This window comes from Hwangdonia seohaensis, from assembly GCF_031932625.1.
Lineage (GTDB): Bacteria > Bacteroidota > Bacteroidia > Flavobacteriales > Flavobacteriaceae > Hwangdonia > Hwangdonia seohaensis.
Genome location: NZ_JAVSCK010000001.1, coordinates 724524 through 750282, shown reverse-complemented (window position 1 = coordinate 750282; position 25759 = coordinate 724524). Strand labels below are relative to the sequence as shown.

At 37.2% G+C, this 25759-nt stretch carries 19 protein-coding genes and 1 tRNA gene; 7 read left to right on the top strand and 13 right to left on the bottom strand.

Annotated elements, in window-relative coordinates; translation table 11 throughout:
- Nucleotides 1-70 precede the first annotated feature (70 nt).
- The 6 genes from RNZ47_RS03225 to RNZ47_RS03200 form a co-directional block, all read right to left on the bottom strand.
- The gene (locus RNZ47_RS03225) at nt 71-1672 is read right to left on the bottom strand and encodes a RagB/SusD family nutrient uptake outer membrane protein (protein ID WP_311936265.1); all 1602 of its coding nucleotides are present in this window, start codon (nt 1670-1672) and stop codon (nt 71-73) included.
- 18 nt (nt 1673-1690) lie between these two features.
- On the bottom strand, nt 1691-4774 hold the full coding sequence (locus RNZ47_RS03220; protein WP_311936262.1) for a SusC/RagA family TonB-linked outer membrane protein: 3084 nt from the start codon (nt 4772-4774) through the stop codon (nt 1691-1693).
- A 294-nt stretch (nt 4775-5068) separates the two neighbouring features.
- Nucleotides 5069-7837 (bottom strand): triple tyrosine motif-containing protein, encoded by a 2769-nt coding sequence (locus tag RNZ47_RS03215; protein WP_311936260.1) that lies wholly within the window; start codon nt 7835-7837, stop codon nt 5069-5071.
- Between the two features lie 124 nt (nt 7838-7961).
- Entirely contained in the window at nt 7962-8690 is a 729-nt protein-coding gene (locus RNZ47_RS03210) for an MIP/aquaporin family protein (RefSeq protein ID WP_311936258.1), read from the bottom strand.
- A gap of 15 nt (nt 8691-8705) precedes the next feature.
- Entirely contained in the window at nt 8706-10205 is a 1500-nt protein-coding gene (gene glpK, locus RNZ47_RS03205; RefSeq protein ID WP_311936256.1) for a glycerol kinase GlpK, read from the bottom strand.
- Between the two features lie 69 nt (nt 10206-10274).
- On the bottom strand, nt 10275-11843 hold the full coding sequence (locus RNZ47_RS03200) for a glycerol-3-phosphate dehydrogenase/oxidase (protein WP_311936253.1): 1569 nt from the start codon (nt 11841-11843) through the stop codon (nt 10275-10277).
- A 152-nt stretch (nt 11844-11995) separates the two neighbouring features.
- Here RNZ47_RS03200 and RNZ47_RS03195 point away from each other — a divergent pair, with 152 nt between their 5' ends.
- Nucleotides 11996-12748 (top strand): DeoR/GlpR family DNA-binding transcription regulator, encoded by a 753-nt coding sequence (locus tag RNZ47_RS03195; RefSeq protein WP_311936250.1) that lies wholly within the window; start codon nt 11996-11998, stop codon nt 12746-12748.
- Nucleotides 12749-12756: 8 nt separating this feature from the next.
- On the opposite strand, the gene RNZ47_RS03190 is transcribed toward RNZ47_RS03195, so the two are convergent.
- Together RNZ47_RS03190 and RNZ47_RS03185 are read right to left on the bottom strand one after the other, a co-directional pair.
- Nucleotides 12757-14229 carry a sulfatase family protein gene (locus RNZ47_RS03190; RefSeq protein WP_311936248.1) on the bottom strand — a complete coding sequence of 491 codons (1473 nt, stop codon included), beginning with the start codon at nt 14227-14229 and terminating at the stop codon, nt 12757-12759.
- A gap of 160 nt (nt 14230-14389) precedes the next feature.
- Nucleotides 14390-14463, bottom strand: a tRNA-Ala gene (locus RNZ47_RS03185).
- Between the two features lie 232 nt (nt 14464-14695).
- Here RNZ47_RS03185 and RNZ47_RS03180 point away from each other — a divergent pair.
- From RNZ47_RS03180 to RNZ47_RS03160, 5 genes are all read left to right on the top strand, one after another.
- A complete protein-coding gene (locus tag RNZ47_RS03180) occupies nt 14696-15196 on the top strand; it encodes a GNAT family N-acetyltransferase (protein WP_311936246.1) in 501 nt (166 codons plus the stop codon).
- Nucleotides 15193-16527: an MATE family efflux transporter gene (locus tag RNZ47_RS03175; protein ID WP_311937476.1), complete on the top strand. Its 1335-nt coding sequence runs from the start codon at nt 15193-15195 to the stop codon at nt 16525-16527. Before RNZ47_RS03180 ends, RNZ47_RS03175 begins: the two co-directional genes overlap by 4 nt.
- A gap of 40 nt (nt 16528-16567) precedes the next feature.
- On the top strand, nt 16568-16717 hold the full coding sequence (locus RNZ47_RS03170; RefSeq protein ID WP_311936244.1) for a hypothetical protein: 150 nt from the start codon (nt 16568-16570) through the stop codon (nt 16715-16717).
- A gap of 133 nt (nt 16718-16850) precedes the next feature.
- Nucleotides 16851-17303: a 6-pyruvoyl trahydropterin synthase family protein gene (locus RNZ47_RS03165; RefSeq protein WP_311936239.1), complete on the top strand. Its 453-nt coding sequence runs from the start codon at nt 16851-16853 to the stop codon at nt 17301-17303.
- Nucleotides 17304-17577: 274 nt separating this feature from the next.
- Nucleotides 17578-18336 (top strand): UDP-2,3-diacylglucosamine diphosphatase, encoded by a 759-nt coding sequence (locus RNZ47_RS03160; protein WP_311936237.1) that lies wholly within the window; start codon nt 17578-17580, stop codon nt 18334-18336.
- Between the two features lie 188 nt (nt 18337-18524).
- Here RNZ47_RS03160 and RNZ47_RS03155 read toward each other — a convergent pair whose 3' ends face one another.
- From RNZ47_RS03155 to RNZ47_RS03145, 3 genes are all read right to left on the bottom strand, one after another.
- Entirely contained in the window at nt 18525-19793 is a 1269-nt protein-coding gene (locus tag RNZ47_RS03155) for an MFS transporter (protein WP_311936235.1), read from the bottom strand.
- Between the two features lie 161 nt (nt 19794-19954).
- Entirely contained in the window at nt 19955-21649 is a 1695-nt protein-coding gene (gene recJ, locus RNZ47_RS03150) for a single-stranded-DNA-specific exonuclease RecJ (RefSeq protein WP_311936233.1), read from the bottom strand.
- Between the two features lie 30 nt (nt 21650-21679).
- A complete protein-coding gene (locus RNZ47_RS03145) occupies nt 21680-22102 on the bottom strand; it encodes an OsmC family protein (RefSeq protein ID WP_311936231.1) in 423 nt (140 codons plus the stop codon).
- Nucleotides 22103-22176: 74 nt separating this feature from the next.
- Here RNZ47_RS03145 and RNZ47_RS03140 point away from each other — a divergent pair, with 74 nt between their 5' ends.
- Entirely contained in the window at nt 22177-23640 is a 1464-nt protein-coding gene (locus tag RNZ47_RS03140; protein ID WP_311936229.1) for a M14 family metallopeptidase, read from the top strand.
- 15 nt (nt 23641-23655) lie between these two features.
- Here the strand turns inward: RNZ47_RS03140 and RNZ47_RS03135 are convergent, their stop codons facing one another.
- Entirely contained in the window at nt 23656-24921 is a 1266-nt protein-coding gene (locus tag RNZ47_RS03135) for a D-alanyl-D-alanine carboxypeptidase/D-alanyl-D-alanine-endopeptidase (RefSeq protein WP_311936227.1), read from the bottom strand.
- A 76-nt stretch (nt 24922-24997) separates the two neighbouring features.
- Nucleotides 24998-25747, bottom strand: coding sequence for a DeoR/GlpR family DNA-binding transcription regulator (locus RNZ47_RS03130; RefSeq protein WP_311936225.1), 750 nt, complete (start codon nt 25745-25747; stop codon nt 24998-25000).
- Between the last annotated feature and the right edge of the window lie 12 nt (nt 25748-25759).

Sequence of the window (25759 nt, the reverse complement as noted above, 5' to 3'; positions counted from 1 at the left end):
AGTTGCCCTTAGATTGAAAACCAACACATCTAAACTAAATGAAAAAAAATGCTATTAATTTGTTCTTTAGTTAATAACCGTCATTCTGTGGATAATCTGGACCCAATAAATCCAAATCTATTTGTGCTATAGGAAAATTAATAAAGTAAGGTTGCCAATTGGTTCTAGGGTCTTTCGCTCCTAAATTTGGTGGGAAAAACTCCCCATCACCTGCATAACTTGTAATTTGTCTGTCTATAACATTCTGTCCCATTCTTTTTAATGTGAACCATCTTTGACCTTCAAAAGCAAGTTCCCTTGCACGCTCATCTAAAATAGCTTGCTCATCGACACTGGTTAAAGGTGCTGCACCTGCTCTTGTTCTAATCGCGTTGATATAGGGTAAAGGATCGCCAGAAGACCTCATTATGGCCTCGGCGGCAATTAAATAAGTTTCTGCCAATCTATAAACTAAAATGTTACTTCTATTTCTATAGTTTTTAGGGTCGTCATCCTCTTGGGCAAACTTGATACAAGAAGGGTGCAATCTTTGATAATATCTTGCTAGTTGAACACCATTGGGGTTTTCATCCGAAATAGGTTTATAAATATCAATTTCTTGACCTATTTTATCTCCAGAAGTATAGAAGTATTTCAATCTAAAATAGGTATTATCGTCGCGCGTATCGTTAGCATCTTCAGCTATGAGCCCCAATAGATAACGGTTGGGCAATACTCTTGAAAACCCTCGGCCGCCTTGATTTATGTCCTCTTCAATTCCTGGTATTTGGAAATATTGCGTTATATAGTTGGCATTAATCATTGTAACGTCTCCACCGCCTAAAGCATCATCTTTGGATTGAATAACAAACAATTGTTCTGAATGGTCTCTATTTCCTTTAAAAACATCTGCAGTACTTGAAACTAAACTATGTGGCCCTTCATTTATTAACGAAACGGCCTGCGATTTGGCTTCTTCCCAATTACCTTGCCACATCGCCACTTTTGCCTTTACATGCTTTGCCGTGCCTTTTGATATACGTCCAAATGTAACATCCCAATTTAAATGTGCTACAGCAAAATCTAAATCATTATTTAATAGTGCGAATATTTCTTCTTCGGATGATTTATTATTAATCACATCAAATGCATTATCAACCGTAACAGATTCTGTGGTTACATAAATATTATTAAACATTCTGTACAGATAGAAATAAGAGTGTGCTCTGAAAAACTTCGCCTCTGCAATAATTTCATTTCTAACATCTTCATCTACGTCTTGTACAACCTCAGCGGCATTAATAATGTCTGTTGCTTTACTGGCAATATTGTAGTAATGCTTCCAGAATAGCGCAGATACAAATCTAGCACCCAGGTCTTCTGGAGAAATGCCTCTTTGGTATCTACCCATTAAGCCTGTATATCCTGTTCTGCTAAAAGCCAAATCACTTCTGGACGACATTAAAACTGCGCCCATATAATCTTCTGTACTTCTGTCATAACGATCTCTCTCGAACTTATATAAACTAACTACGCCAGATTTTAAACCTTCTTCTGTTGTGTATATATAGTTTGAATCTATGACGGTACTTGGTTGCTCTTCCAAAAATTCTTCACAAGACACTATGAATAAAAGTGCCATTATCAAGAGCAAACTACTTTTTGTTGTAATCAAATATTTTTTTGTCTTCATAATTTATTTTTTTGAAAATTATAATTTAACTTTTACTCCAAACGTAAAACTTGTTGCATCTGGATAACCCGTATCTGCATTAGAGAATGTGTTTCTAATATTTACCTCGGGACTATAGCCTATGTAATCTGTATCTGTAAATAAATTGGTTCCTGTTACATATAACTTAACCTCATTGATATTAAGTTTTGAGAATACGGATTCTGGTAATGTATAACCTAAGCTTAAAGTTCTTAACCTAATATACGACGCATCTTTAACCGCCAATGAATTTAGGTACAGCGGCGCAGAATCAAAGTTAGGCCTTGGATATGTGGTTGATGGATTTTCGGGCGTATAGTAGGGCACTTTTACACCGTTTAGCTTACTGGAAAGCGTGCCTCCGTTATTAAAATCTGATAAAAACGGATTTACTTTGGTTGCCCCTTCTACAGCGTAAAAGTCAATAAATAATTCGAACCCTTTGTATGATAACGTTGAAGATATCGACCCAAACCAATCTGGGTTACTATCGGTAAATACGCGATCTTCAGGTGTTATTTTTCCGTCTGGAACCCCTGTTACATTACCTTCATCATCCACACCATTGGTATCTTTAATCTTTATATCTCCTGGTGCTAAATTATCTTGAGGGATTGATGAATCTGGATTTGCCTGTGGTGCATTTGCAAAGTCATCTCCTTCTTGCCAAATACCATCGAACGCATATTGTCTGATAACGCTTGTAGATTGACCTACAAAATAACCATAGGTATCATCATCTAAAATAGGATTACCCTCTCCATCATTATATAGCTCAATTAGTTTGTTTTTATTATTTGACCAATTTGTAGATACCGACCATTTAAAATCGTCGGTATTAATTAGATTTGCGGTTATGCTTAATTCTATACCTGTATTCTGTAGTTCACCTGCATTAAAGAATGTATACTGATAACCGGTTATTGAAGGCACCCCGCGTCTTAATAATAAGTTTTTAGTTCTGGCATCATAATAATTGATGTCACCAGTTAAAAATCTTTTAAATAATGAAAAATCCAGACCCACATTTAAAGTGGTTATTTTTTCATGCTCTAAACCAGGGTTTGGTAATATTACAGATGGGGCATACCCTGAGGCTGTTATTCCATCATCAAATATGTAATTTTGTCCTTCTGCTGTAAACAGTGATGCGTATGGGACTTTAAGGGCATTAGCCAACGACCCATAACTCAATCTTAACTTTAATTCTTGAATGGCATCGACATTTTCTAAAAAGCTTTCTTTATGCATTTTCCATGCAAAAGCACCTGCCGGATTATCAGTCCATTTAAAGTCCTTTGCATTTACTGATGCTCCGTCTCTCCTAAATGTACCAGTAAATAAATATTTATCAAATAGATTATAACGTAATCTACCCATAAAAGAAGCAGTTCTGATAGTCGATTTATTACGCTCTGCCGTAATATTTCCTATCGCATTAGTAATGCCATCATACCCTAAGCTTTCATTTGGAAACCCAGTACCCACAGTAAATGTTTGTGTAAATTTATTTTCATCTACCGCTTGCACCAGTGTTAGGTTAAATTTGTGGTCGGCATTGAATTCTTTATCATAAGTTAATATGTTTTCAATAAAAAAGGCTTCCCTTAATTGATTATTAATACTTGCGATACCTCTATCTGTTTGTCCGCTAGAGTGTAATGAAGATAAATATCGGCCTCTTTCAGAATTTTTTCTGGTAACTGATGTTGTTAATTGATATTTTAAATTTTTTGTTATTTGATATGATGGTATAAAATTCACCACAAAATCGTTGCCTCTTTCATCATCATCAGATTCTCTTAAATTCCACAATGGATTAATGGCCGTACCGTCTTCTCCACTTGGATATTGTGTTAAGTTACCCTCGTCATCGTAAGCTCTACCTAATGGCGAAAAAGTAATGACATTGATATTTGCCGCACGTTCAGTTTTATCGTTAACTAAGTTAATATCAAATCGAGCTGAAATTTTATCGCTTATCTTTTGATCTACGTTTAACCGTAAATTCTTTCTAACATAGCTTGATGTTGGAATGATTCCATCTTGTCTAAAATAATTAATACTACCGAATACTTGTGTTGATTCGGTACCTCCATTCACACTAATAGATTGGCTGTTTATTGTTCCGTTTTTTTGCAATTCATCTTCCCAATCTGTAAACTCATTGTTTTCAATGGATTCCAATTCAATTGCTGAAAAGATATCCTCATCATCAAGATACTCTGTACCATCTCCATTGTTTGTTCTTCTGGCTTCCCTTCTTAATTGAGCAAATTCCTGACCACTGTATACATCAAAATTCCTTTCAATGGATTGTGTTGTAACATAGCCGTGATAAGCCACATTAACTTTATCGGTTTTTCCTCTTTTAGTAGTGATTAAAACCACCCCATTTACCGCTCTAGAACCGTAAATAGCCTGAGCTGAGGCATCTTTAAGAAACTCAACCGATTCTATGTCGTCTGGATTTATATCTTCAATACCGCCGTCTCTAACAACACCATCTACAACGTAAATACCACTTACATTACCTTCTATTGAACCACGACCTCTAAATATAATTTCGGAAGTACCTCCTGGTCTCAAACTACCACCGCCTACATCTACTTGTAAACCGGAAATCCTACCTCTAAGCATTTCGTTTACGTCGGATGTTGGTGTTTGTGTCGCCTTTCTTAAGTCTGTTGTCGCAACCGCACTAACCAAATCGCTTTTCTTTTGTGTACCGTAACCCACCACGACAACTTCGTCCAGCACATTTTGATCGATATTCAATAAAATGGTTAACGCTCCAGTGGTTATGGCAACCTCTTTTGTTTGGTAGCCTAAGTAAGAAACCATTAGTATGGTCGCATTATTACTTACAGAAAACGAGAATTTACCATCAAAATCCGTCGATGTCCCGTTTGTGGTTCCTTTAACAATTACCGATGCTCCTGGCAACGGCATATTATCTTCTGCTGAAAGTACTGTACCTGTAATTGTCTTTTCAGATTGTGCCCACGCAACTGCTGTGGCAAACAAAAATAATGACAAGAACAGCACTTTATTTTTTTGATTAAAAAGTTTCAATTTCATTCGAGTGTAGTTTAATGTTAGTTTCAAAAAAATAGTTTATACTGATTTTATGATCAGTTCAAAAAATCAATTAATGTAAACTTAACCTCAAATGCTGAGAAATCTGCAATATAAATGCCGATAAAAAACGAACACTGCAATAAAAACAACTAAAACCCATTATTTTATTAGCGTAAAACCCTATAAACACTGAATAATCAGAATTTCATATTTTTTATACAAAAGCTTAAAAAACAGGTGGTTTTAGTTGCTTGTCGTGGTAATGTCGTGGTAAAATAGCAACTTGTCGTGTTGCTAAAATTTTAAGATGTAATCAACAAGGCCATCATCGTGCTCTAAACCTAGTTTTTTTCTTAATCTGTAACGTTTGGTTTCAACACTTTTTATAGATATATTAAGCAATGGCGCCATTTCTTTTGAGGATAAATTCAACCGTAAATAGGCGCAAAAACGCAGGTCGTTTGGAGTTAAATCGGGATGGGAATTCTTGATCTTTTCTAAAAAATCTTTGTCGGCATTGTTAAAAGCCTGTTCGAAAAAAGACCAATCTTTTGTGTCATTCAAATTACTATTTATAAGTTCAATGGCCGTATTATTATCAATGTGTTTGGTTTTTTTAAGCTCCTTTTTAATCTTGTTTAAAACCCTATTCTTTTTAATAATACTCATGGTAGATATGGCCAACTCCCTGTTTTTATTGTCTATATCCTGATTTAGTTTTTCGTTTTTAATCTGCATTATCATTTGTTCATTCTCCATTTGCTCGTGCTTAAATTTTTCTGAATAATAACGTTTATATGCTTTATGCGTAATTAAAATAATGATTAAAAGCAACAGAAAATATAGCGACAAAGCCGTGTTTGACAGGTACCACGGCCTGTTAACCTTAAAGCTGTAGAACACCGTGTTTTTAGACAGCGTGTTCCCAACTTTAGCACGAACCATAAAGGTGTAATCGCCAAACGAGAGGTTTTCGAATGTTACTTGGGCATTTTCGGTCCACTTGCTCCATTTATTCGAATGCCCTTCAAGCATATATTGGTATTTAACATTTAAATATTTTTGGTACTCGGGCACTGAATACTTAAAAGACAACAAACCCTGCTTGTAATTAAACTCTCCATTGGCATGTAGCGCATAAACGCTACTGTTATCGTCAACATCTTGTATGGAAATTGAATTGAGATGAATATGATAATCTACGTCGTCATTAAATTTAGACAAGTCCAATGTCATGTAACCATTTGCCGTACCCAAAACATAAGTGCTGCGATTGATGAGCGAAATATTCTCGTAACCCAAAACGCCTTTTCTTAGTTTTGAAGGAATAGGAATATTGTTGATAACGGGTTTGTTTGTAACATCATCGTTTTCAATAAAGCTTATGTTGTCTTTTGAAAACGCCCAAAGTTTTTCGTTTTTATCGACCACTAATTTGCCCGAAATATAGTCGTCATTTTTAATGATTTTACTTAAAATTGAATCTCTTTGAAATACATTTTCGGTTTTATTATAAATAAAAAGCCCTTCTTCGGATGCGTAATGAATCTCGTTTTTATATTTAATTAAACTTGAATTTTTTCCTAAGGGCAAACTTGTTTCCATGTCCAGTTTTTGCACTTTGTTCAAACTGTCGTTAAGTTTTAATTTAAACACTCCTTTGTATTCATGGCTTACCCAAATTTGATTGGAATCATCGATTTCTAAATATCTCGATGAGTTTTTAAAGCCTTCAACCTTATTTTTTATGCGCCAAAGATTATCTGTTTTTTCAAGAATAAACAAACCATTATAATTTCCCTGAAGCAAAAGGTTGTCATGCTCTGGAATGCGTTTAAAAGTCCAGGCACCCAATTCGCTGCTTATTTTGTTTGCCTTGTTTTCTTCAATTAAAAACGTGCCTAAATGATGTCCGCAAAACAAGTATTCATCATTGTAATTAAACAAATCCCAAACCTGTCCTGCAGTTCCTTCAATAAATTTAAAGGTATCGTTAACAGCATTTAAATGTCTGTAAAACAAGCCTTGATTAGAGCCTATATACAACGCACCATTAAACACTTGCGTGGTATACACGGTACCCAAAACACCATCGTAATCAAAAAAGGTTTTTACGGCCGATTTTACGTTTATGCAGTTAATGCCGTTATCCAAACCCGCCCAAACGTTGTTTGCATTATCTTCAAATAGCGATAAAACGGTGTTGTTGCTCAGACCTTTTTTTTGGGTGATTTGGTAATCGATAATTCCATTTTCAGAAATATGCAACACGCCATCTGAGATGGTGCCTATCATAAAACTTCCGTCTTTTAACTGAATACTACTAAAAACACTTATGGTATTTAAAACGGTATCGGCTTTTATGTTCCACGGTATTAATTGGTTGTTTTGAATCTTAAAAAACCCTGCATTTCGCGTAATAATGATTAAACTTTCTTTATCGCTGAACATATTGATTACACGTCCCGATTTTACAACTTCATCGTTAATAATGAGTTTCGGTTTACCTTCTTCAATAGTAAAAATACCTTCATTGGCAACGTGATAATAGATTTGGTTTTTGACCTTGAAAATTTTGTAAATGATGTTAGTTGCCTTAACAATTTTAAAGGTTTCGGTTTGTGAATTATAAAAATAAATTTTGGCGTTAGACTGAAAAACCACCCATTCGTTGTGCTCAATTATATTCCAAATCTGTTCGTCTTCCAACATCTGTTTATCGAGTTTAGAAGACAACGACACATAGTTTAGGGCACCAAATTCGTTTTTTTCCCAATAGCCAAACTCGGCATAACAACCTGTGTATATTTTATTTTCAACAACATTCACAGCTCTTATTATGGTATTGTTTGGAGACGTGTACGTTGTCCATTCCGCGCCATTATATTCCAACAACCCTTTGTTATTTGCCACATAGATGAAATTGTTTGGGGCTTGCGAAAGCATCCAGTTTTGATTGTCTCCCAAATAATTTTCAGTCGTAAATTTTTCAATAGGAGGCAATTCCTGACCAAAAGACATCAGGCTTAGCAAGATTAAAAAAACGCTGTTTAAAATTTTCATTTTTTAATTAGAATTGAAACCAATGAACGATTTGCACGTTCTTTTGAATAAAGATAGTTTTAGAAAACGATTAAACAAAATAACCCGCTAAAGTTCTGAAACAGGCCGGATTCATTTGAAGATTTTAAGCCAAGGCCAACATCAATAAAGAAGCTAAACATGCGCCAATAATAGGGCCCAAAATAGGAATCCAAGCATAGCTCCAATCGCTTGCTGCCTTGTTTTTTATAGGAAGTAAGGCATGCATAATTCGTGGCCCTAAATCACGTGCCGGATTAATGGCATAACCAGTTGTGCCGCCTAACGACAACCCTATAGACCAAACCAAAAAGGCCACCGGCAACGCCCCCAAAGAGCCTAAGCCTATTACGGTTTCCGTCTCGTTTATAGTAGCATTGGTAAAATACAAAATAGTAAATATGAGTACAAAAGTGCCCAAGGCTTCACTAAAAAAATTGGAAAACGTATGCCTAATAGCTGGTGCTGTACAGAACACTGCTTTTTTGGAATCGGCATCTTCGGTTTCATCAAAATGATTTTTATAAAACACCCAAACTGCAGAAGACCCCAACATAGCACCAAGCATTTGTGCCAAAATATATAGAGGCACATCGCTCCAAGGAAATTTTCCTGCGACTGCCAAACTAATACTCACAGCCGGATTAATATGCGCACCACTATAAGGCCCTGCTATAACCACGGCAACGTAAACCGCCAAAGCCCAACCCGTAGTTATCACTATCCAACCGCTATTATTGCCAATGGTTTTGTTTAATACCACGTTTGCCACAACGCCACCGCCCAATAAAATAAGTATGGCTGTTCCTATAATTTCTGAGATAAATGGTGTCATAGATTTTTATTTTAGTTATAATTTTTCTTTTGTCCAATATTCCAAAGCATCAATAGCTTTGTACCATCCTTTTATGTTTTCATCAATAGCAGCTCTTTTATCGGTAGGTTTAAAATGGGTATCGGTTTGCCAAATCTCTTGAATTTCTTCAGGGTTATCCCAATAGCCAACAGCTAATCCCGCTAAAAAAGCAGCACCCATTGCCGTAGTCTCAACTATTTTAGGGCGTACCGTTTCGGTATTCAACACATCGGCCTGAAATTGCATAAGTGTATTATTTACCGTAGCACCGCCATCAACTCTTAATTCTTGTATCGAAATTCCAGAATCGGCTTCCATGGCTTTTAACACATCCATGGTTTGATAGGCGATGGATTCCAATGCTGCCCTAGCAATATGCGCATCGGTACTGCCTCGCGTCAATCCGAAAATGGTGCCTTGAGCTTGCTGATTCCAATGCGGTGCGCCCAAACCTGCGAAAGCGGGCACAAAATATACGCCTTCTGAACTCGACACCGAACTCGCCAGTGTTTCAACCTCTGATGAATTTCTAATAATTTTCAAACTATCCCTTAGCCATTGCACCACGGCGCCAGCAATAAAGATACTGCCTTCTAGAGCATAGGTTGTTTTTCCGTCTATTTTCCATGCTACCGTAGTGAGTAAGTTGTTTTTAGAAACGGTTGGTTTGTCGCCAATATTCATCAACATAAAACAACCCGTTCCGTAAGTGTTTTTTACCATACCCGGTTTAGTGCACATTTGCCCAAATAGGGCCGCTTGTTGATCGCCAGCAATTCCAGAAATGGGAATATTTGCATCGTAAAACGTAGATTTCGTATGACCATAAACCTCACTAGATTGTTTTACTTCCGGAAGCATGCTTTTAGGAATGGTTAATAACTCTAATAAATCATCATCCCAATCCATGGTATTTATATTGAACAATAAGGTTCGTGATGCATTGGTAACGTCGGTAATATGCTGATTGCCTTTTGTGAAATTCCATATCAACCAGGTATCAATGGTGCCCAAAAGAAGTTCGCCGTCTTCGGCTTTTTGTCTTGCACCTTTAACGTTATCTAAAATCCATTTTACTTTTGTTCCCGAAAAATACGAATCGATAACCAATCCTGTTTTTTCCCTTATTGTTTTTTCGTGTCCTTGTTTTTTAAGTTCATCGCAATAATTAGAGGTTCTTTTATCTTGCCAAACTATAGCATTGTAGATAGGTTTCCCTGTGTTTTTATCCCAAACAACCACGGTTTCGCGTTGATTGGTAATACCAATTGCGGCAATGTTTTCTACATTCAATCCCTGTTTGGCAATTGCTTCGGCCGCAACACCAGCTTGCGATGACCAGATTTCCAATGGGTCGTGCTCTACCCAACCCGGTTTAGGAAAGTATTGGGTAAACTCTTTTTGAGCTAACGAAATGATGCTTCCTTTTCTATCAAAAACTATGGCTCTGGAACTTGTTGTTCCCTGGTCTAATGCTAGTATGTATTTTTCCATAATAGGCCCCCTCTAGCTCCCCCATTGGGGGGAGAAACTCACTCGGGTGGAGTTTTTATTGGTTATAATTTAATTCTTAATAACGTAGCTTTCAGCAATTTCAATAAAATCAGAAATTTGTTGCTGTCTCCATTCATCGTTTTTATGTAATTCTTTTGACAAAATAGTGGCTATCATTGGAGCAATTTCAATGGCGGCTTTGGCGTCTAAAAATAGAATCCTTACACGTCTTGCCAAAACATCTTCAATAGTTCTGGCCATTTCATTTCGTATCGCCCAAACAACCTCTGCCTTTGTAAACTCCAATCTTTGATGCAGCTTTTCGCCTAATTCCGGATACTCACCAATGAGTTTCTTGATTTCTTTTTGGTCGCTTCCGTAAATATATAAATGCTGTGATTTATTCACGGTACCATCCGCGCCATGGATTAATAAATCTTTGGTTCGGCATTTGGCGTTTGCCAGTTTTCCTAAGGCTATGGCTTTATTTAAAACATCTTGTGCCATACGTCTGTAGGTCGTCCATTTACCTCCTGTTATGGTAATCAGCTCAGAATCTGATACTATAATTTTATGGCTTCGTGAGATTTCCTTTGTTTTTTCAGATTTATCTTTTGGTGCTGCTAATGGTCGTAATCCAGCAAATATGCTCAACACATCTTTTTTGGTGACTTTTTTTGTTAAATACCTGTTGGCGGTTTGCAAAATGAAATCGATTTCCTTGTCGAGTGCTTTGGGCTCCAAACTGTGGCTATCCAATAAAGTATCGGTTGTTCCAACCACCACACGATTATGCCATGGCACTAAAAACAACACGCGTCCGTCATCCGTTTTAGGAATCATAATCGCATCGTTTCCGGGTAAATAGGATTGATCTAAAACCAAGTGAATGCCTTGACTTGGGCGAATGCTGTTTTTAGCCAACGCATTATCCATTTTTAAAACTTCATCTGTAAAAACACCCGTGGCATTAATAACCACTTTAGCGTTTAAAGCATATGTTAAGTTGGTTTCTGCATCTGTGGCTTCAACACCATTAACCAGACCATCATTGTTTTTCAACAGTTTTTCAACCTTAAAATGATTAAGTAGGGTTGCCCCTTTTTCAATGGCCGTTTGCGCTATGTTTATGGCAAGTCTAGCGTCGTCAAATTGCCCATCGTGATAAACAACACTGCCTTTTAATTTATCGGATTTTAAGGTTGATAATCTTAAAATAGTTTTCCTTTTATTAATGCCGATAGATTTTCCAAAACTCAATTTACCTGCTAAAAAATCATATAATTTTAATCCGATTGTATATTTCAACATGTCCCAATGTTTATAATTAGGAATGATAAAGGATTGATTACTTACTAAATGCGATGCGTTTTTAAGCATTAAACCTCTTTCGTACAGCGCTTCTTTAACCAAATCGATGTTCCCTTGCGCCAAATACCTTACGCCGCCGTGAACCAATTTCGTGCTTCGGCTTGAAGTGCCTTTTGCAAAATCAACCTGTTCTAAAAGCAAGGTTTTAAATCCGCGTGTTGCACTATCTAAAGCAATGCCTAAGCCCGTTGCACCACCGCCAATAATGATGACATCCCAATGGGAAGATGTTTGTAGTTGACGAATTAAGGTTGGTCTATCAAACAAATTGATTTATTTTTGTTTTGATTGTTTATATTTAATTTCAAATGTATCAAAATTAATTTTAAAACGAAAGAAAACGAAAGTAAATTGTAAAAATAATTAACAAAATGTAAAATATTCACTTCGTTTATCTTCATTTACTTATATTTGATTTTATGCAACGACACGAAACCATATTAAACCTTTTAGCTAAAGAAAAACACGTTGAAGTTTTAGACTTATGCAAGCAGCTAAATGTTTCTGCGGTTACCATTAGAAAAGATTTAAAGCTATTGGAAGAAAAAGGCTTGTTGTTTAGAACCCATGGCGGTGCATCTTTGGAAAACCCATACATTAAAGAGAAAGCCGTAATTGAAAAAGAAAAAATTTCGGTTGAAGAAAAAAACGGTATTGCACAAGCCGCGGCAGCACAAATTGACGAAAACGACTCGATAATGATTGCTTCGGGAACCACTGTTCAAGCGCTTTCAAAATTCATAAAACCTAAAAACAAGCTTACCGTAATCACCTCATCCTTATATGCTGTTTTGCATTTAATCCACGATAAAAACATAGAGATTTTACAACTTGGTGGCTACATTCGGCATAGTTCCGCTTCGGTAATTGGCACTTATGCGTCCCAGATTTTAGATAGCGTTTCGTGCAGTAAACTTTTTTTAGGTGTTGATGGCATTGATTTTGACTATGGCTTATCTACCACGAGTTTAGAAGAAGCGCAACTCAACCAGAAAATGTTGGCATCGGCCCAAAAGACCATTGTTTTAGCTGACTCTTCAAAATTTGGAAAAAAGAGTTTCGCAAAGATTTGCAATTTAAACGCCATTGATGAAATTATTACAGACAGCGGTATTTCATCAACAATCAAAAAGAAATTAGAAGAAAAAGGCGTTAAAGTTACGGTTGTTTAGTGGCTGTTTTATTTTCTAACATTTAAATCAATCCAGTTTTTATAAGCCGCTTCCAAAGCTTTTACTTTTTCTGGATGTTGTGCCGCTAAATCCATACGCTCTCCCGGATCTTTAGCGATATTGAATAATTTCAACTCCATATTATCGACTATAGGTGCAATGTATTGCGCCGAAGGCTCACTTTTCCAATGGTTCTCTTTAGCATTGGTAAGTTTCCAATCGCCCTTGCGCACCGCCCAGGTTTTTTGCCATTTCCACACTAATAGTCGGTTGGCTTCCGGCTTTAAAAGATTGATGCCATCAATTGCATTATCGGTAAGCGCAATGCCAGCAATATTGGTTAAGGTTGGCAAAATATCGGTTGCCGAAACATAATTGGTTTCCACTCTTCCAGCATCAATTTCATTGGGCCAACTAATTGCCAAAGGCACGCGAATACCACCTTCCCAAAGTGAGTATTTGCCCCCTGTTAACGGTGTGTTATTGGCACCCGTAAGTGGCGAGCCACCATTATCTGAAATAAACACAACCACAGTATTTTCAACAAGTTTTTGTGTTTTCAAAGCATCTAAAACGCGCCCGATATTATCATCTAAACAATTAAGGTTAGCCAAATAATACTTGCGTAAATCTTCATGCTGAATGGCCCCAACACGCGAATATTTATCGTAGTAAGCCGAATAAGACCCGGGCTTGTGTTTTTTGAATGCCACCAAACTATCTGGATCGTAATTTGGTATTTCTTTTACATTGTATTTATCCAAATACTTTTTGGGCACCTGGTGAATTAAATGATGCACCGCATTGTAAGACAAGGTTAAAAAGAAAGGTTTGTCCCGTTTTCGTTTAATATAATCAACAGATTCATCTGTCAAAATATCCGTAAGGTAGCCTTGGTCATAACTTTTTTCGCCCATGTTGTGCATTAATGGCCCTAAAAGCGCGCTTGTACCGTAAGGATCTGGCGTGCGGTCTTTAATCTCTTGGGAATTCAACCAATAATCGTGCGCATGTGCACTAAAACCTAGAAACTCATCGTAACCGTGATTTAAAGGGTATTCGCGTACATTGTTTTTATGAAAATTGCGCCCCAAATCATTCTTGCCAATACGTGCCGTTTCGTAGCCAGCATCCTTTAAATACTCTGCAATGGTTTTTACATTATCTGGCAAACCCGGGCCCCAACTCGCCGGTTTATCCCATCTGAATTGATTTTTCCCTGTTAATATCCCTGCTCTCGACGGACTGCAAACCGGCGCCGTAACATAAGCTTGTGTAAAAACCGTACCGGAATTCCCAAGGCGCGTTATGTTTGGTGTTGAAATGCTTTTGTCGTGATTTTTAAAAGGCGAAAAATCTGCATAGCCTTGATCGTCTACAACAATTAAAAGAATATTGGGTTTTTTGTTTTCTTCTTTTTTAGATTTTGTTTGGCACGAAACCATACAAATCAACAGAAATAACACGACGATATTCTTCATGATTGGTTTTATTAAATTTTGTTTAGTTTCAAATTTACTAAAAAATATTTAAAACGAAACAAAGTGAAACCAATTTTGTTGTTTGCTGTTGCCAAATCTTGAATTGTGCACAAATAAGAAAGCTTCAAAAGTTAAACCTTTTGAAGCTTTTCTGTTACCGTGGAGAAGATCGGATTCGAACCGACGACCTCTTGACTGCCAGTCAAGCGCTCTAGCCAACTGAGCTACATCCCCAAACTTTATTTTGTGCTAAAAAACCATGTGTTTTTTAACAGATTCCAAAATTACATTTTTTTACGAACATTTCTCACTTTGTTTAAACAAAAAAATTAAATGTGTTTAATTCATTCTCGTTTTTGAAATTATTATAACCAACAATGCCACATTTTCTCGGAAGCAATTGAGAAAATCAACAAGGTTTAAAAGACTAAATTTGCAAAGTTATTTATGAAAAAAAGTTATAAAAATGATTCGAAAGGCAACGCTTAAGGATATAGACCGAATTATAGAGATTACAAAAGCATGCGCCGTCTTTATGATTGGCAAAGATATTTATCAGTGGAACGAGCATTACCCCAATGAAGCAGCTTTTGAAAATGATGTTTCAAGAAACGAGTTATACGTTATCGAAGAAAACAAAACAGTTATTGGCTGCGTAGTCGTTTCAACTTTTATGGACGAAGAATATATTCCAATCACTTGGTTAACCGAGAACAATCGTAATATTTACATCCATCGTTTAGCCATTCACCCAGAATATCAAGGCAAAGGTTATGCACAAAAGCTAATGGATTTTGCCGAAATTTTTGCCATAGAAAACAACTATACCTCTATAAGATTAGACACCTTCTCTCAAAACAAAAGAAACCAGAAGTTTTACGAACTTCGCGGCTATAAAAAATTGGGCAATATTTATTTCCCTAAACAAAGCGATTATCCTTTTTACTGTTACGAATTAGTATGGTGAGCACAAACATAAGTTTAAAGCATATAAATAAATTGGCGGTTCCTGCTTTAATAGCTGGCGTATCCGAACCCATACTATCGTTAACCGATGCTGCCATTGTTGGAAATATAGCATTTAACGCCACCGAGTCTTTGGCCGCGGTTGGCATTGTAACCACTTTTTTATCAATGTTAATTTGGGTGTTGGGGCAAACCCGAAGCGCCATTTCATCCATTGTGTCGCAATATGTTGGCGCCAATAAACTCGATAAAATCAAAAACCTACCTGCCCAAGCTATATTTATTATTACCTCGTTAAGTGTTTTAATAATATTGGGCACATATCCTTTTGCGAACTTCATTTTCAAACTTTATAATGCCTCTGGCTTAATTTTAGACTACAGTGTAGATTATTACAGAATCCGCGTTTTCGGATTTCCTTTTACGCTTTTTACCATAGCTGTTTTTGGTGCCTTTCGCGGTTTACAAAACACCTATTACCCCATGTTAATTGCAATTATTGGCACCATTACAAATGTTGTTTTAGATGTGGTTTTGGTTTACGGCATTGAGGGTTACATCGCGCCCATGAACCTTAAAGGAGCCGCCTACGCCAGCGTTATTGCACAATTGCTCATGGCCGTTTTCTCTGCCTATTATTTACTAAAAAAAACCGTAATTCCATTAAAATTAAGTTTTCCTTTTAATAAAGAAATCAACCGGTTTATAATAATGATTCTTAACCTGTTTGTACGCACTATTGCTTTAAACGTTACGCTTTATTACGCCAGTGCATTCGCCACCAGTTACGGCGCAACCTATATTGCGGCGTATACCATTGCTATTAATTTATGGTTTCTTGGGGCTTTTATTGTTGATGGTTATGCTAGCGCCGGCAATATTTTATCGGGAAAGTTATACGGCGGAAAAGAATACCTTTTACTTATTACGTTAAGCAACAAATTAATAAAATACGGCATTGTAATAGGTGTGTTAATTGCTGTAGTAGGCGGTGTTTTATACTATCCTTTAGGCAAAATATTCACCAACGACCCCAAGGTTTTAGAACAGTTTTACAACGTATTTTGGATTGTTTTGGCCATGCAACCGCTTTGTACAATCGCTTTTATTTTCGATGGTATTTTTAAGGGGTTAGGCAAAATGAAGGCCTTGCGCAACGTGCTTTTGGCCGCTACCTTTTTAGTGTTTGTACCTGTTTTGTTTTGGTTAGATTCGCTCGATTATAAATTACAAGCCATTTTTATAGCATTAACACTATGGATTATCGCACGCGGTTTTCCGTTAATTCTAATTTTTAGAAAAATATTTATACCGCTGTCAAAAATAAATTAACTTTGAGTGCATAATGCACATTTAATTAATACTAATTTTTATGACATTTTTAATGGCATTACAAGAATCAAACGCCCACGATGCCGGGTACAATATAGGATACGCCATTGGAAAATACCTGCCTTTGGTAGCCACTATTGCCATAGCGTATATAATTTTCAGATTAATCAAAAAAAATCCTAAAAAGTAAAAACTATGGATATCATGTCTTTTATTAGCGGAAGCGGATTATTTTTAATTCTAGGCTTAGCCTTAATAATCGTTTACTTTATAAACAGAAAAAAAAGAAGGTAGTATCTTTGCGCAGCAAATAGCATTACAACATGAGCAACATTCGCATAACAAAACAATTTTCTTTCGAAACCGGACACGCCCTTTACGGTTACGATGGCAAGTGCAAAAACGTACACGGTCACAGCTACAAACTTTCGGTAACCGTTTTTGGCAAGCCTATAACCGACACCAATCATGTGAAATTCGGTATGGTCATCGATTTCGGCGATTTAAAAAAAATCGTAAAAGAAGAAATTGTAAACGTCTTCGACCACGCCACGGTGTTCAACAAAAACACTCCCCATGTCGAGCTCGCCAAAGAACTTGAAAACCGCGGCCACAATGTGCTTTTGGTAAACTACCAGCCCACCAGTGAAATGATGGTTATCGACTTTGCGGAAAAAATAAAAAAACGCTTACCTAACCACATTATGTTGCATTCCTTAAAACTCCAGGAAACCGATACCTCATTTGCAGAGTGGTATGCCTCCGATAATATTTAGGGCGTTACCTTGCCCTTCGACTACGCTCAGGGTGGCAGGTCGGGCTTTCGGTAGTCGCTTTTTTGTGTTGCATAGGTGCAACAACACAAAAAGAGCTTCAACAATACCTCAATCCCTAACGCACATATCTGCTTACTTCAAGAAATATACCATGGTGTTTTTTCTCTGTAAAGCCCTGTGCTGTCACTTTAAAACTTTGTAAAATAACAATAAAGGCGCACATTCTTATTCGCGATAATTCGTGAAATTCGTGTCAAAAAACTATATTTACAACATGCAAATTCCCAAAGGAAAAAAAATATATTTCGCATCCGATAACCATTTAGGCGCACCCACACAAGAAGCCTCCCGCCCGCGCGAAAAAAAATTCGTAGCTTGGTTAGATGCTGTAAAACACGATGCCGCAGCCATATTTTTATTGGGCGATTTATTCGATTTTTGGATGGAATATAAAAAAGTAGTCCCAAAAGGGTTTACACGAACTTTGGGCAAACTCGCCGAAATATCCGATTCCGGAATTCCAATCTACTACTTTGTTGGCAACCACGACCTTTGGATGAACGGCTATTTTGAAGAAGAGCTCAACATTCCCGTTTACCACAAACCCAAAGAATTTACCTTTAACAATAAAACTTTTTTTATAGGCCACGGCGATGGTTTGGGCCCTCACGACAAAGGCTATAAACGCATGAAAAAGGTGTTTACAAATCCGTTTTGTAAATGGCTTTTTAGGTGGTTGCACCCCGATTTGGGCGTGCGGTTGGCGCAACACTTATCGGTAAAAAACAAATTGATTTCGGGCGACGAGGATGCCAAGTTTTTAGGTGAAGACAACGAATGGCTCGTGCAATATTGCAAACGCAAGCTAGAGGACAAACACCGCGATTACTTTGTTTTTGGGCACAGGCACTTGCCTTTAAATATCGACCTCAACGAAACATCAAAATATATTAATTTAGGCGATTGGATTTCGCATTACACCTACGCTGTTTTTGATGGGGAAACGATGGAGTTAAAAACATTTCAGGCCTAAAACTTTGATGGCAAGTACACCCCGCGAGAAGGATTGCAACGGCATCCTTTTTTGTGCGTGCTAAATCTTTAATTGATGTAAAAATTAGAGGGCTTACCATAGGCTTAATGGGATACTAAAACCACTTTGCACAAAAAAGATACAGTGGAAAGCCTGTTTGCCATTTTTATGGCAACTCGCCCAAAAAATCAATCTTCGTCTTCGTGCGCATCAATATCTTTTTGCAAGTCAAGTTCGCGTAACGGTTTGTTTTTTAAACCTATTACCCCAACAACGATAAGGGTTACTGTGCCGCCAAGAACCACGGCCAATGGTGCTCCAAAAATACGTGCGGCTATCCCGCTTTCCAGCGCGCCGAGTTCGTTGGATGACCCAACAAACATGGAGTTGACCGCACCTACGCGCCCGCGCATGGCATCTGGTGTTTTAAGTTGTAGTATGGTTTGACGCACGACCATTGAAATGCCATCGAAAACCCCCGAGAAGAATAGCGCCAAAATACTTAACCACAATAATTTTGAAGCTCCGAATACAATCATACAAGCTCCAAATCCGAACACCGAAAAGAGTAATTTTTTCCCAGTGTTTTTGGTTATTGGGATATAGGTTGTGGCCAGCATGGTAATAATGCTGCCCGAGGAAAGTGCGGCGTTTAATAAACCGAATCCTTTGGGGCCGGCATCTAAAATGTCTTTTGCGAATACGGCGAAAATGGCAACGGCTCCACCAAACAAAACGGCAATCATATCTAAGGTTAATGCGCCTAATATAACTTTGTCGTTAAACACAAAACGAAGTCCTGCTCTTAGGCTTTCTTTTACCGATTCGTTGGTGCCTTTATTTAAAACAGGTTTTTTAGTTATTTTAAACACTAACAATAGAGCCAGCATAACCAGCAAAAATATAATACCAAGCGTGTAGTGCACACCTATCCAAGCAATTAAAAATCCACCAACCAAAGCTCCAAAAACATTGGCGCCTTTCCAGGTGCTGCTGCTCCAGGTTGCGGCATTGGGATATATTTTTTTAGGCACAAGCAATGCGATAAGCGAAAAAATAGTTGGACCAAAAAAAGCTCTTAAAACACCACCAAAAAACACTAAAGCATAAATGCCGTATAAAATGGCGTTGGTTTCCCATGTGGCCTCAATTTGGTCGGAGGTTAGCCAAAACAACCCAAAACTAATTAACGAAAACAGGGCAATGCAAAGCGTGAATAGATTTCGCTTTTCTTTTTTATCTACGATATGTCCGGCAAAAGGTGCTAATAAAAATGCAGGTAAAAATTCGCAAAGCCCAATAATACCGAGTGACAGTGGGTCTTTAGTTAATGAGTATACTTGCCATTCTATAACGACAAATTGCATAGACCACCCAAAAACCAAAGCAAATCGCACCAATAAAAAAATATTGAATTCTTTAATACGCAATGCGGCATACGGATCGTTTTTTGCCATACTTTAATTTCCTGCGAAGGCAAGAGTCTTATTAATTAATACCTACAAGGTTTTTGAAACCTTGCAGGATTTAGTTGAAGATTATTTTAGATTACGCTTCAAATTTAAAATAAAGCCAGTTACTATTTTAGTTTTTTGTTAAATTCTAAAATAAGAAATGTTTATGTTTTTATATCTCTTAATTTAAGTTGTAGCGATACATTTCCCCTAAACTCATTTTCATCAATGGAATAGACTGCTTTGAATGGTTTTTTATCGGAAATCAATTCATACTTATCGCCCATGCCAAACCCAATACAAACAATACTTTTGGTAGAATTTGGTTGTTTTGCAGTTAAACGCAAGTGGGTTTTATCGGCGCCAACACATTTGCCGTAACCTGTATCGGTTAAATTTTCAGTCATAAAAACAGGCGTCATATTGGACGGTCCGTAAGGGGCAAACTGCTTTAAAATTCTATAAAACTTTGGTGTTATCTCTTTTAAATCGATTTTGGCATCAATTTTAATTTCGGGGATTAACAAACTCCTGTCGATTGTTTTTGATACTTCATCTTCAAAAGCTTGTTTAAAAGCTTCGTAATTTTCTTCTTTAAGCGTTAATCCTGCTGCATATTTATGTCCTCCAAATTGCTCGATATGCGCACTGCATGCTTCTATGGCATTGTACACATCGAACCCACGAACAGAACGTGCCGAAGCAGCTAAAAATTCACCACTGCGCGTAAATACAAGTGTTGGCCTGTAATAAGTTTCTGTTAATCGGGAAGCCACAATACCTATAACGCCTTTGTGCCAATCTTGGTGGTAAACCACTGTGGTAAGTCGGTCGTGTTCGTTGTTGGCTTCAATTTGTTGAAGTGCTTCTTCGGTAATTTGCTTGTCGGTTTCGCGCCTGTCTAAATTATACTCGTCGATTTCAGAGGCATACTGACGTGCTTTATCATCCTCTTCTTCGGCTAATAAAGTAACCGCATAATTACCGTGTTTCATGCGTCCCGCCGCATTAATCCTTGGGGCGACAATAAATACAACGTCGGTAATGGTGAGCTCGGTTTTTTCAACCTGGTCCAAAATCGCTTTTATTCCGGGGCGCGGATTGGTGTTAATAACCATGAGCCCGAAATAAGCCAAGGTTCGGTTTTCACCATCAATGGGAACGATATCCGCACCAATAGCTGTGGCCACCAAATCTAAATACTCGGTTAAATCTTCAACCGTTTCGCCGTCTTTTGATGCTAAGGCTTGTACCAGTTTAAAGCCAACGCCACAACCGCACAATTCTTTATACGGATAATTACAATCTTCTCGTTTGGGGTCTAAAACAGCTGCTGCTTTTGGGATTTCGCTTCCGGGTCTGTGGTGGTCGCAGATAATAAAATCAATGCCCAGTTTTTTTGCATGGGCTACTTTTTCAACCGATTTAATGCCGCAATCTAAAGCAATAATTAGCGAGAAATCGTTCTCTAAAGCAAAGTTTATGCCTTTATATGAAATGCCATAACCTTCATCATATCTATTCGGGATATAGGTATGAACCAACGGATATTTGGTTTTTAAATAAGTGGACATTAACGCGACTGCCGTAGTGCCATCCACATCGTAATCGCCATAAACCAAAATGTTTTCTTTGTTGGCTATGGCTTTTTCTATACGGGCAACAGCCAGATCCATGTCTTTCATTAAAAACGGATCGTGCAAATCGTTTAAACTGGGCCTGAAAAACGTTTTAGCCTCTTCAAAAGTTTCAATGCCACGCTGTAATAACAAGGTTGCAATAGGTGTATTTACTTTTAGTGCCTCCTTTAAAACTGCTAATTTACCGGCTTCGGGTTTGGGCTTTAGTGTCCAACGCATAAATTTCTTTTCAGAAAAAATTATAATTTCTTATTTATTGTGATAATGGATATCTATTTTAATTTCGGCAAAATGACGAAACATTTCCATAACCCCGCAATACTTTTCAACCGAAAGATCTACGGCACTCTTTATTTTATTTTCATTCAAATCCTTACCATAAAAATGATAATCGACCGATACTTTATGATAGTATTTTGGATGCTCATCGGTAAGCTCGCCTTCAACAATCATTTTAAAATCGTCAATTTTAATCCGCATTTTTTTTAAAACCGAAACAACATCCAAACCCGAACAACCGGCCAATGAGGATAGCATCATAGCCTTGGGTGCCATTCCGGAATTGGTGCCTCCAAATTCTTCTGAGGCATCCATCATTATGGAATCCCAACGTGGGTTATCCGATTCAAATACCATATCGCCTTTCCACTGTGTGGTAACTTTATCTGCCATTTTATAACTATTTTTGTTTCTTGTAGTTTCAAAAGTACTATTTATATACTTAAAACAATAATCCTGCTATTAATATGAAATCTTTTTTTAAGCTGATATTGCTGTTTATAACCGTATCTGTGGCTAGCCAAACCAACGATTTTACTTCTAAAATTTACGAAAATTACGAGACGTACAAAGAAACCAGCTTGGATAAAAGGCGCATAAAACATCAAGATATTCAGCCTATAATCAACGCGCTTAAAAACAAACCTGGTTTCACCGTAAACAAAGTGGGGCAATCTATTGAAGGGCGGGATTTAACCTTAATCAGTATTGGTTCTGGTAAAAACAAGGTGTTTTTATGGTCGCAAATGCATGGTGACGAACCCACGGCAACACAAGCTATTTTTGATATTTTTAATTTGTTGATTAGCAATGATTTTACCAGTGAAAAAGAAACCATACTAAATAGCGTAACGCTTCATTTTTTGCCGATGTTAAATCCTGATGGCGCCGAAAAATATACACGTCGGAATACGTTGGGCATTGATATTAACCGTGATGCGTTGCGCCTACAATCGCCTGAAGGCCGGACTTTAAAGCGTGTTAGGGACAGCCTAAATGCCGATTTTGGGTTTAATCTACACGACCAAAACATTTATTACAATGCCGAACGCACCGACAAACCTGCCACCATTTCGTATTTAGCACCGGCTTATAATTACGAAAAAGACATTAACCAAGTGCGCGGAGACGCCATGAAAATTATTGTTTTTATGAATGATATTATCCAAAAGTACGCGCCGGGGCAAGTGGGCAGATACAATGATGCTTTCGAACCCAGAGCTTTTGGCGACAACATACAAAAATGGGGCACCAGCACGATTTTAATTGAGTCCGGAGGCTATAAAAATGATGTTGAAAAACAGGAAATACGAAAACTGAATTACGTCTCTATTCTATCGGCAATTTATACCATTGCCAATGGGCGGTACAAAAATATCCCAATTGCTGATTACGAAAACATCCCGAGAAACGACAGCAAATTATTCGATTTAAAAATTGAAGGTGCCACCTATAATTTATTGGGCAAGCCTTATACCGTTGATATTGGCGTGAAGCGTTATGAGGTTGATAATGCCGATAATTCCGATTTTTATAACGTGGGCAGAATTGCAGATCTTGGCGATTTATCAACCTTTTATGGATACAACACTTTTAATGCTGACGGGTACACTATTGTTGAAGGAAAAATTTATTCAGAGGTGTTTAATGCTGTGGATGATATTTCAGATTTAGATGTTTTCAAGCTTTTAAAATCGGGGTTTACCTATTTACAACTGGAAACATTGCCTGAAAACAACTTAGAAGCCTCAAAGCCAATTCATTTGGTTAAAGCTGGACACCAAATACCTGAACTTATATTAAGACCCGGCGTTAATCCTACCTTTTTATTGCAGAAAAACGGGGTTAACGAATATGCCGTAATTAATGGGTTTTTAATTGATTTGAAAACTAAAAAGAATGTGCTTAAAAATGCTTTGGTTTATAGATGATTTTTTTGCAGCTAGTTAATAATTATCGCGAAGCCACTCAAAAATCAATTGCATGCGTTTTTTAACATCGGTTGTAGATTTCCGGTAATGGTTATTCATAAAACTAAAAATCAAGGTTCTTCCCGATTTTGTAATTAGGTAACCACTTAGCGAATAGTTATTCCCTAAAGTGCCCGATTTTGCATAAATATAAGGTTTCTCTCCGCCCGAATAATAGTTTTTTAAAGTCCCCGAATTGCCGCCTACAGGAAACAAATTAAACAAGCGCTCTTGCGGAATTTGGTTGTGCAATTTTGTGAGCACCTCAACAAATGAGGTTGGTGTAAATAAATTGTAGCGGCTTAACCCAGAGCCATCTACCCAGCGCGGTTTTTGTTTTAAGTCTTTTAATTGATTGTTTAAAATACTGTCTCGAATTCGTTTTGAACTCAATGTATCTGAAAGTGTTGATGATGCCAAAATTAACATCTGTTCGGCTAAAAAATTATCGCTAACCAACATCATCCGTTTGTATAACGAATCCGATGGCACACTATAGGCTGTATGTGTTAACGTTTTATCGGTAGGCTTGGAAATAGATACTTTGTTTGGGAGAATATCATCCCACAACTGCTTTATTAATGTAGTATCGATAACCATAGGAACTTCAATGGTGTCCCTGCGCTTTGGGTTGTAATAAAATGTGTTATCGTTAAATTGTCTTCTTTTATTGGATTCGGATAAATGAATTTCATCTTTTAATACATTCGGAATGCTTTGTAAACTATCTTGGTTACTAATGGTAACCACATTGCCATACATTGGAAAACTGCTTTTTTCGGGGCTAAAATAAGTGTCGTAGTCTTCCCAAGCCCAACCGGGGCCGAATTTATCATCTTCTAAATTATTTAAAACCAAATTAACATTTTTATAATGTTTTGCCATTTTTAACGCAGTACTGTCATTAAAAAACGGATGTAAGAAAGTGGGGTTTCCAACACCTTGAATGGTAATGGTGTCGTTTTCCACACCATATTTAAACGCAGGGATTTGTGCAGGCAACACTTGTAAAGCCGTATATAAAGTAAATATTTTGGTGTTGCTTGCCGGCGTAAAATATTTGTCGGCATTATACTTAAATACGGTGTCTTTTGTTTTTGGGTTGTAAACCAACAACCCTGTAAATTGGTTGTTATAAAAGGAATTATCTAAGTTTTTTGAAATGTAGTTTGATTTACAGCTAAGAAAAAGCAAAGCCAATAAACATAAATAAATCAGTTTGTTTTTAATAGCTGTCAACATTCTTAAAATGGTATTATTTTATTTCTTCCGGAAGGTATTCAAAATTCATTTCAAATAAAATTAGAATCATTGTTGATTAAATAATGACCGAATTAATGCCATTAAAATCTTCAAAAACAGGATCGGATGGGTCAATATCGGTAATGATGGCATCAATATCATTAATAGGAACAACGGTATGCCTTTTAACCGACATAAGTTTGCTGCTTATACACATAACCGTGACGTGGTTTGAAGCTTCAATCATCCTTCTTTTTATTCGAGAAACATCCCAATCTTGTTCCGTTAAACCTCTGTTGACGTTTATTCCGTCCACGCCCATAAAACAAATATCGGCACTGATATTATAGATTGAAGTTACCAAATCTATACCCACGGTAACTTGTGCGGCCTTATTTAATTTTCCGCCTAAAAAAATTACCTCAATTAAAGGGTGATACGACAGTTGTGTGGCAATGGGCAAACTATAAGTGTAAACGGTGGCGTTAATATCTGGTGGTATAATTTTAGCCAACTCCAAATTGGTTGAACTTCCGCTCATAATAATGGCTTGTCCATCATGTATTAAATTAACGGCTTTTTTCGCAATTTTCTTTTTCTTATCAATATCGGCAATACTTCGTTCGTCATAAGATAATATTCTGCTTTCTTTCAGCAAAGCGCCACCGTGTACTTTATATACTAGGTTTTTAGATTCGAGTTCTTTTAAATCCCTTCGGATGGTATCTTCAGAAACCAACAGCTCTCGGCTCAATTTTGTTGAGAGTACTTTTTTATTGGCCTTTAGCTTGTCTAAAATGGCATGTTGTCTTTCTTGCTTTAGCATAGTGTATATTAA

Excerpts from the sequence above, each read along its gene's own strand:
- RNZ47_RS03180 (WP_311936246.1), top strand. The coding sequence starts at position 14,696 with ATGATTCGAAAGGCAACGCTTAAGGATATAGACCGAATTATAGAGATT.
- RNZ47_RS03140 (WP_311936229.1), top strand. The coding sequence starts at position 22,177 with ATGAAATCTTTTTTTAAGCTGATATTGCTGTTTATAACCGTATCTGTG.
- RNZ47_RS03130 (WP_311936225.1), bottom strand. The coding sequence starts at position 25,747 with ATGCTAAAGCAAGAAAGACAACATGCCATTTTAGACAAGCTAAAGGCC.
- RNZ47_RS03165 (WP_311936239.1), top strand. The coding sequence starts at position 16,851 with ATGAGCAACATTCGCATAACAAAACAATTTTCTTTCGAAACCGGACAC.
- RNZ47_RS03215 (WP_311936260.1), bottom strand. The coding sequence starts at position 7,837 with ATGAAAATTTTAAACAGCGTTTTTTTAATCTTGCTAAGCCTGATGTCT.
- RNZ47_RS03170 (WP_311936244.1), top strand. The coding sequence starts at position 16,568 with ATGACATTTTTAATGGCATTACAAGAATCAAACGCCCACGATGCCGGG.
- RNZ47_RS03210 (WP_311936258.1), bottom strand. The coding sequence starts at position 8,690 with ATGACACCATTTATCTCAGAAATTATAGGAACAGCCATACTTATTTTA.
- glpK (WP_311936256.1), bottom strand. The coding sequence starts at position 10,205 with ATGGAAAAATACATACTAGCATTAGACCAGGGAACAACAAGTTCCAGA.
- RNZ47_RS03155 (WP_311936235.1), bottom strand. The coding sequence starts at position 19,793 with ATGGCAAAAAACGATCCGTATGCCGCATTGCGTATTAAAGAATTCAAT.
- RNZ47_RS03195 (WP_311936250.1), top strand. The coding sequence starts at position 11,996 with ATGCAACGACACGAAACCATATTAAACCTTTTAGCTAAAGAAAAACAC.
- RNZ47_RS03135 (WP_311936227.1), bottom strand. The coding sequence starts at position 24,921 with ATGTTGACAGCTATTAAAAACAAACTGATTTATTTATGTTTATTGGCT.
- RNZ47_RS03225 (WP_311936265.1), bottom strand. The coding sequence starts at position 1,672 with ATGAAGACAAAAAAATATTTGATTACAACAAAAAGTAGTTTGCTCTTG.
- recJ (WP_311936233.1), bottom strand. The coding sequence starts at position 21,649 with ATGCGTTGGACACTAAAGCCCAAACCCGAAGCCGGTAAATTAGCAGTT.
- RNZ47_RS03220 (WP_311936262.1), bottom strand. The coding sequence starts at position 4,774 with ATGAAATTGAAACTTTTTAATCAAAAAAATAAAGTGCTGTTCTTGTCA.
- RNZ47_RS03190 (WP_311936248.1), bottom strand. The coding sequence starts at position 14,229 with ATGAAGAATATCGTCGTGTTATTTCTGTTGATTTGTATGGTTTCGTGC.
- RNZ47_RS03160 (WP_311936237.1), top strand. The coding sequence starts at position 17,578 with ATGCAAATTCCCAAAGGAAAAAAAATATATTTCGCATCCGATAACCAT.
- RNZ47_RS03145 (WP_311936231.1), bottom strand. The coding sequence starts at position 22,102 with ATGGCAGATAAAGTTACCACACAGTGGAAAGGCGATATGGTATTTGAA.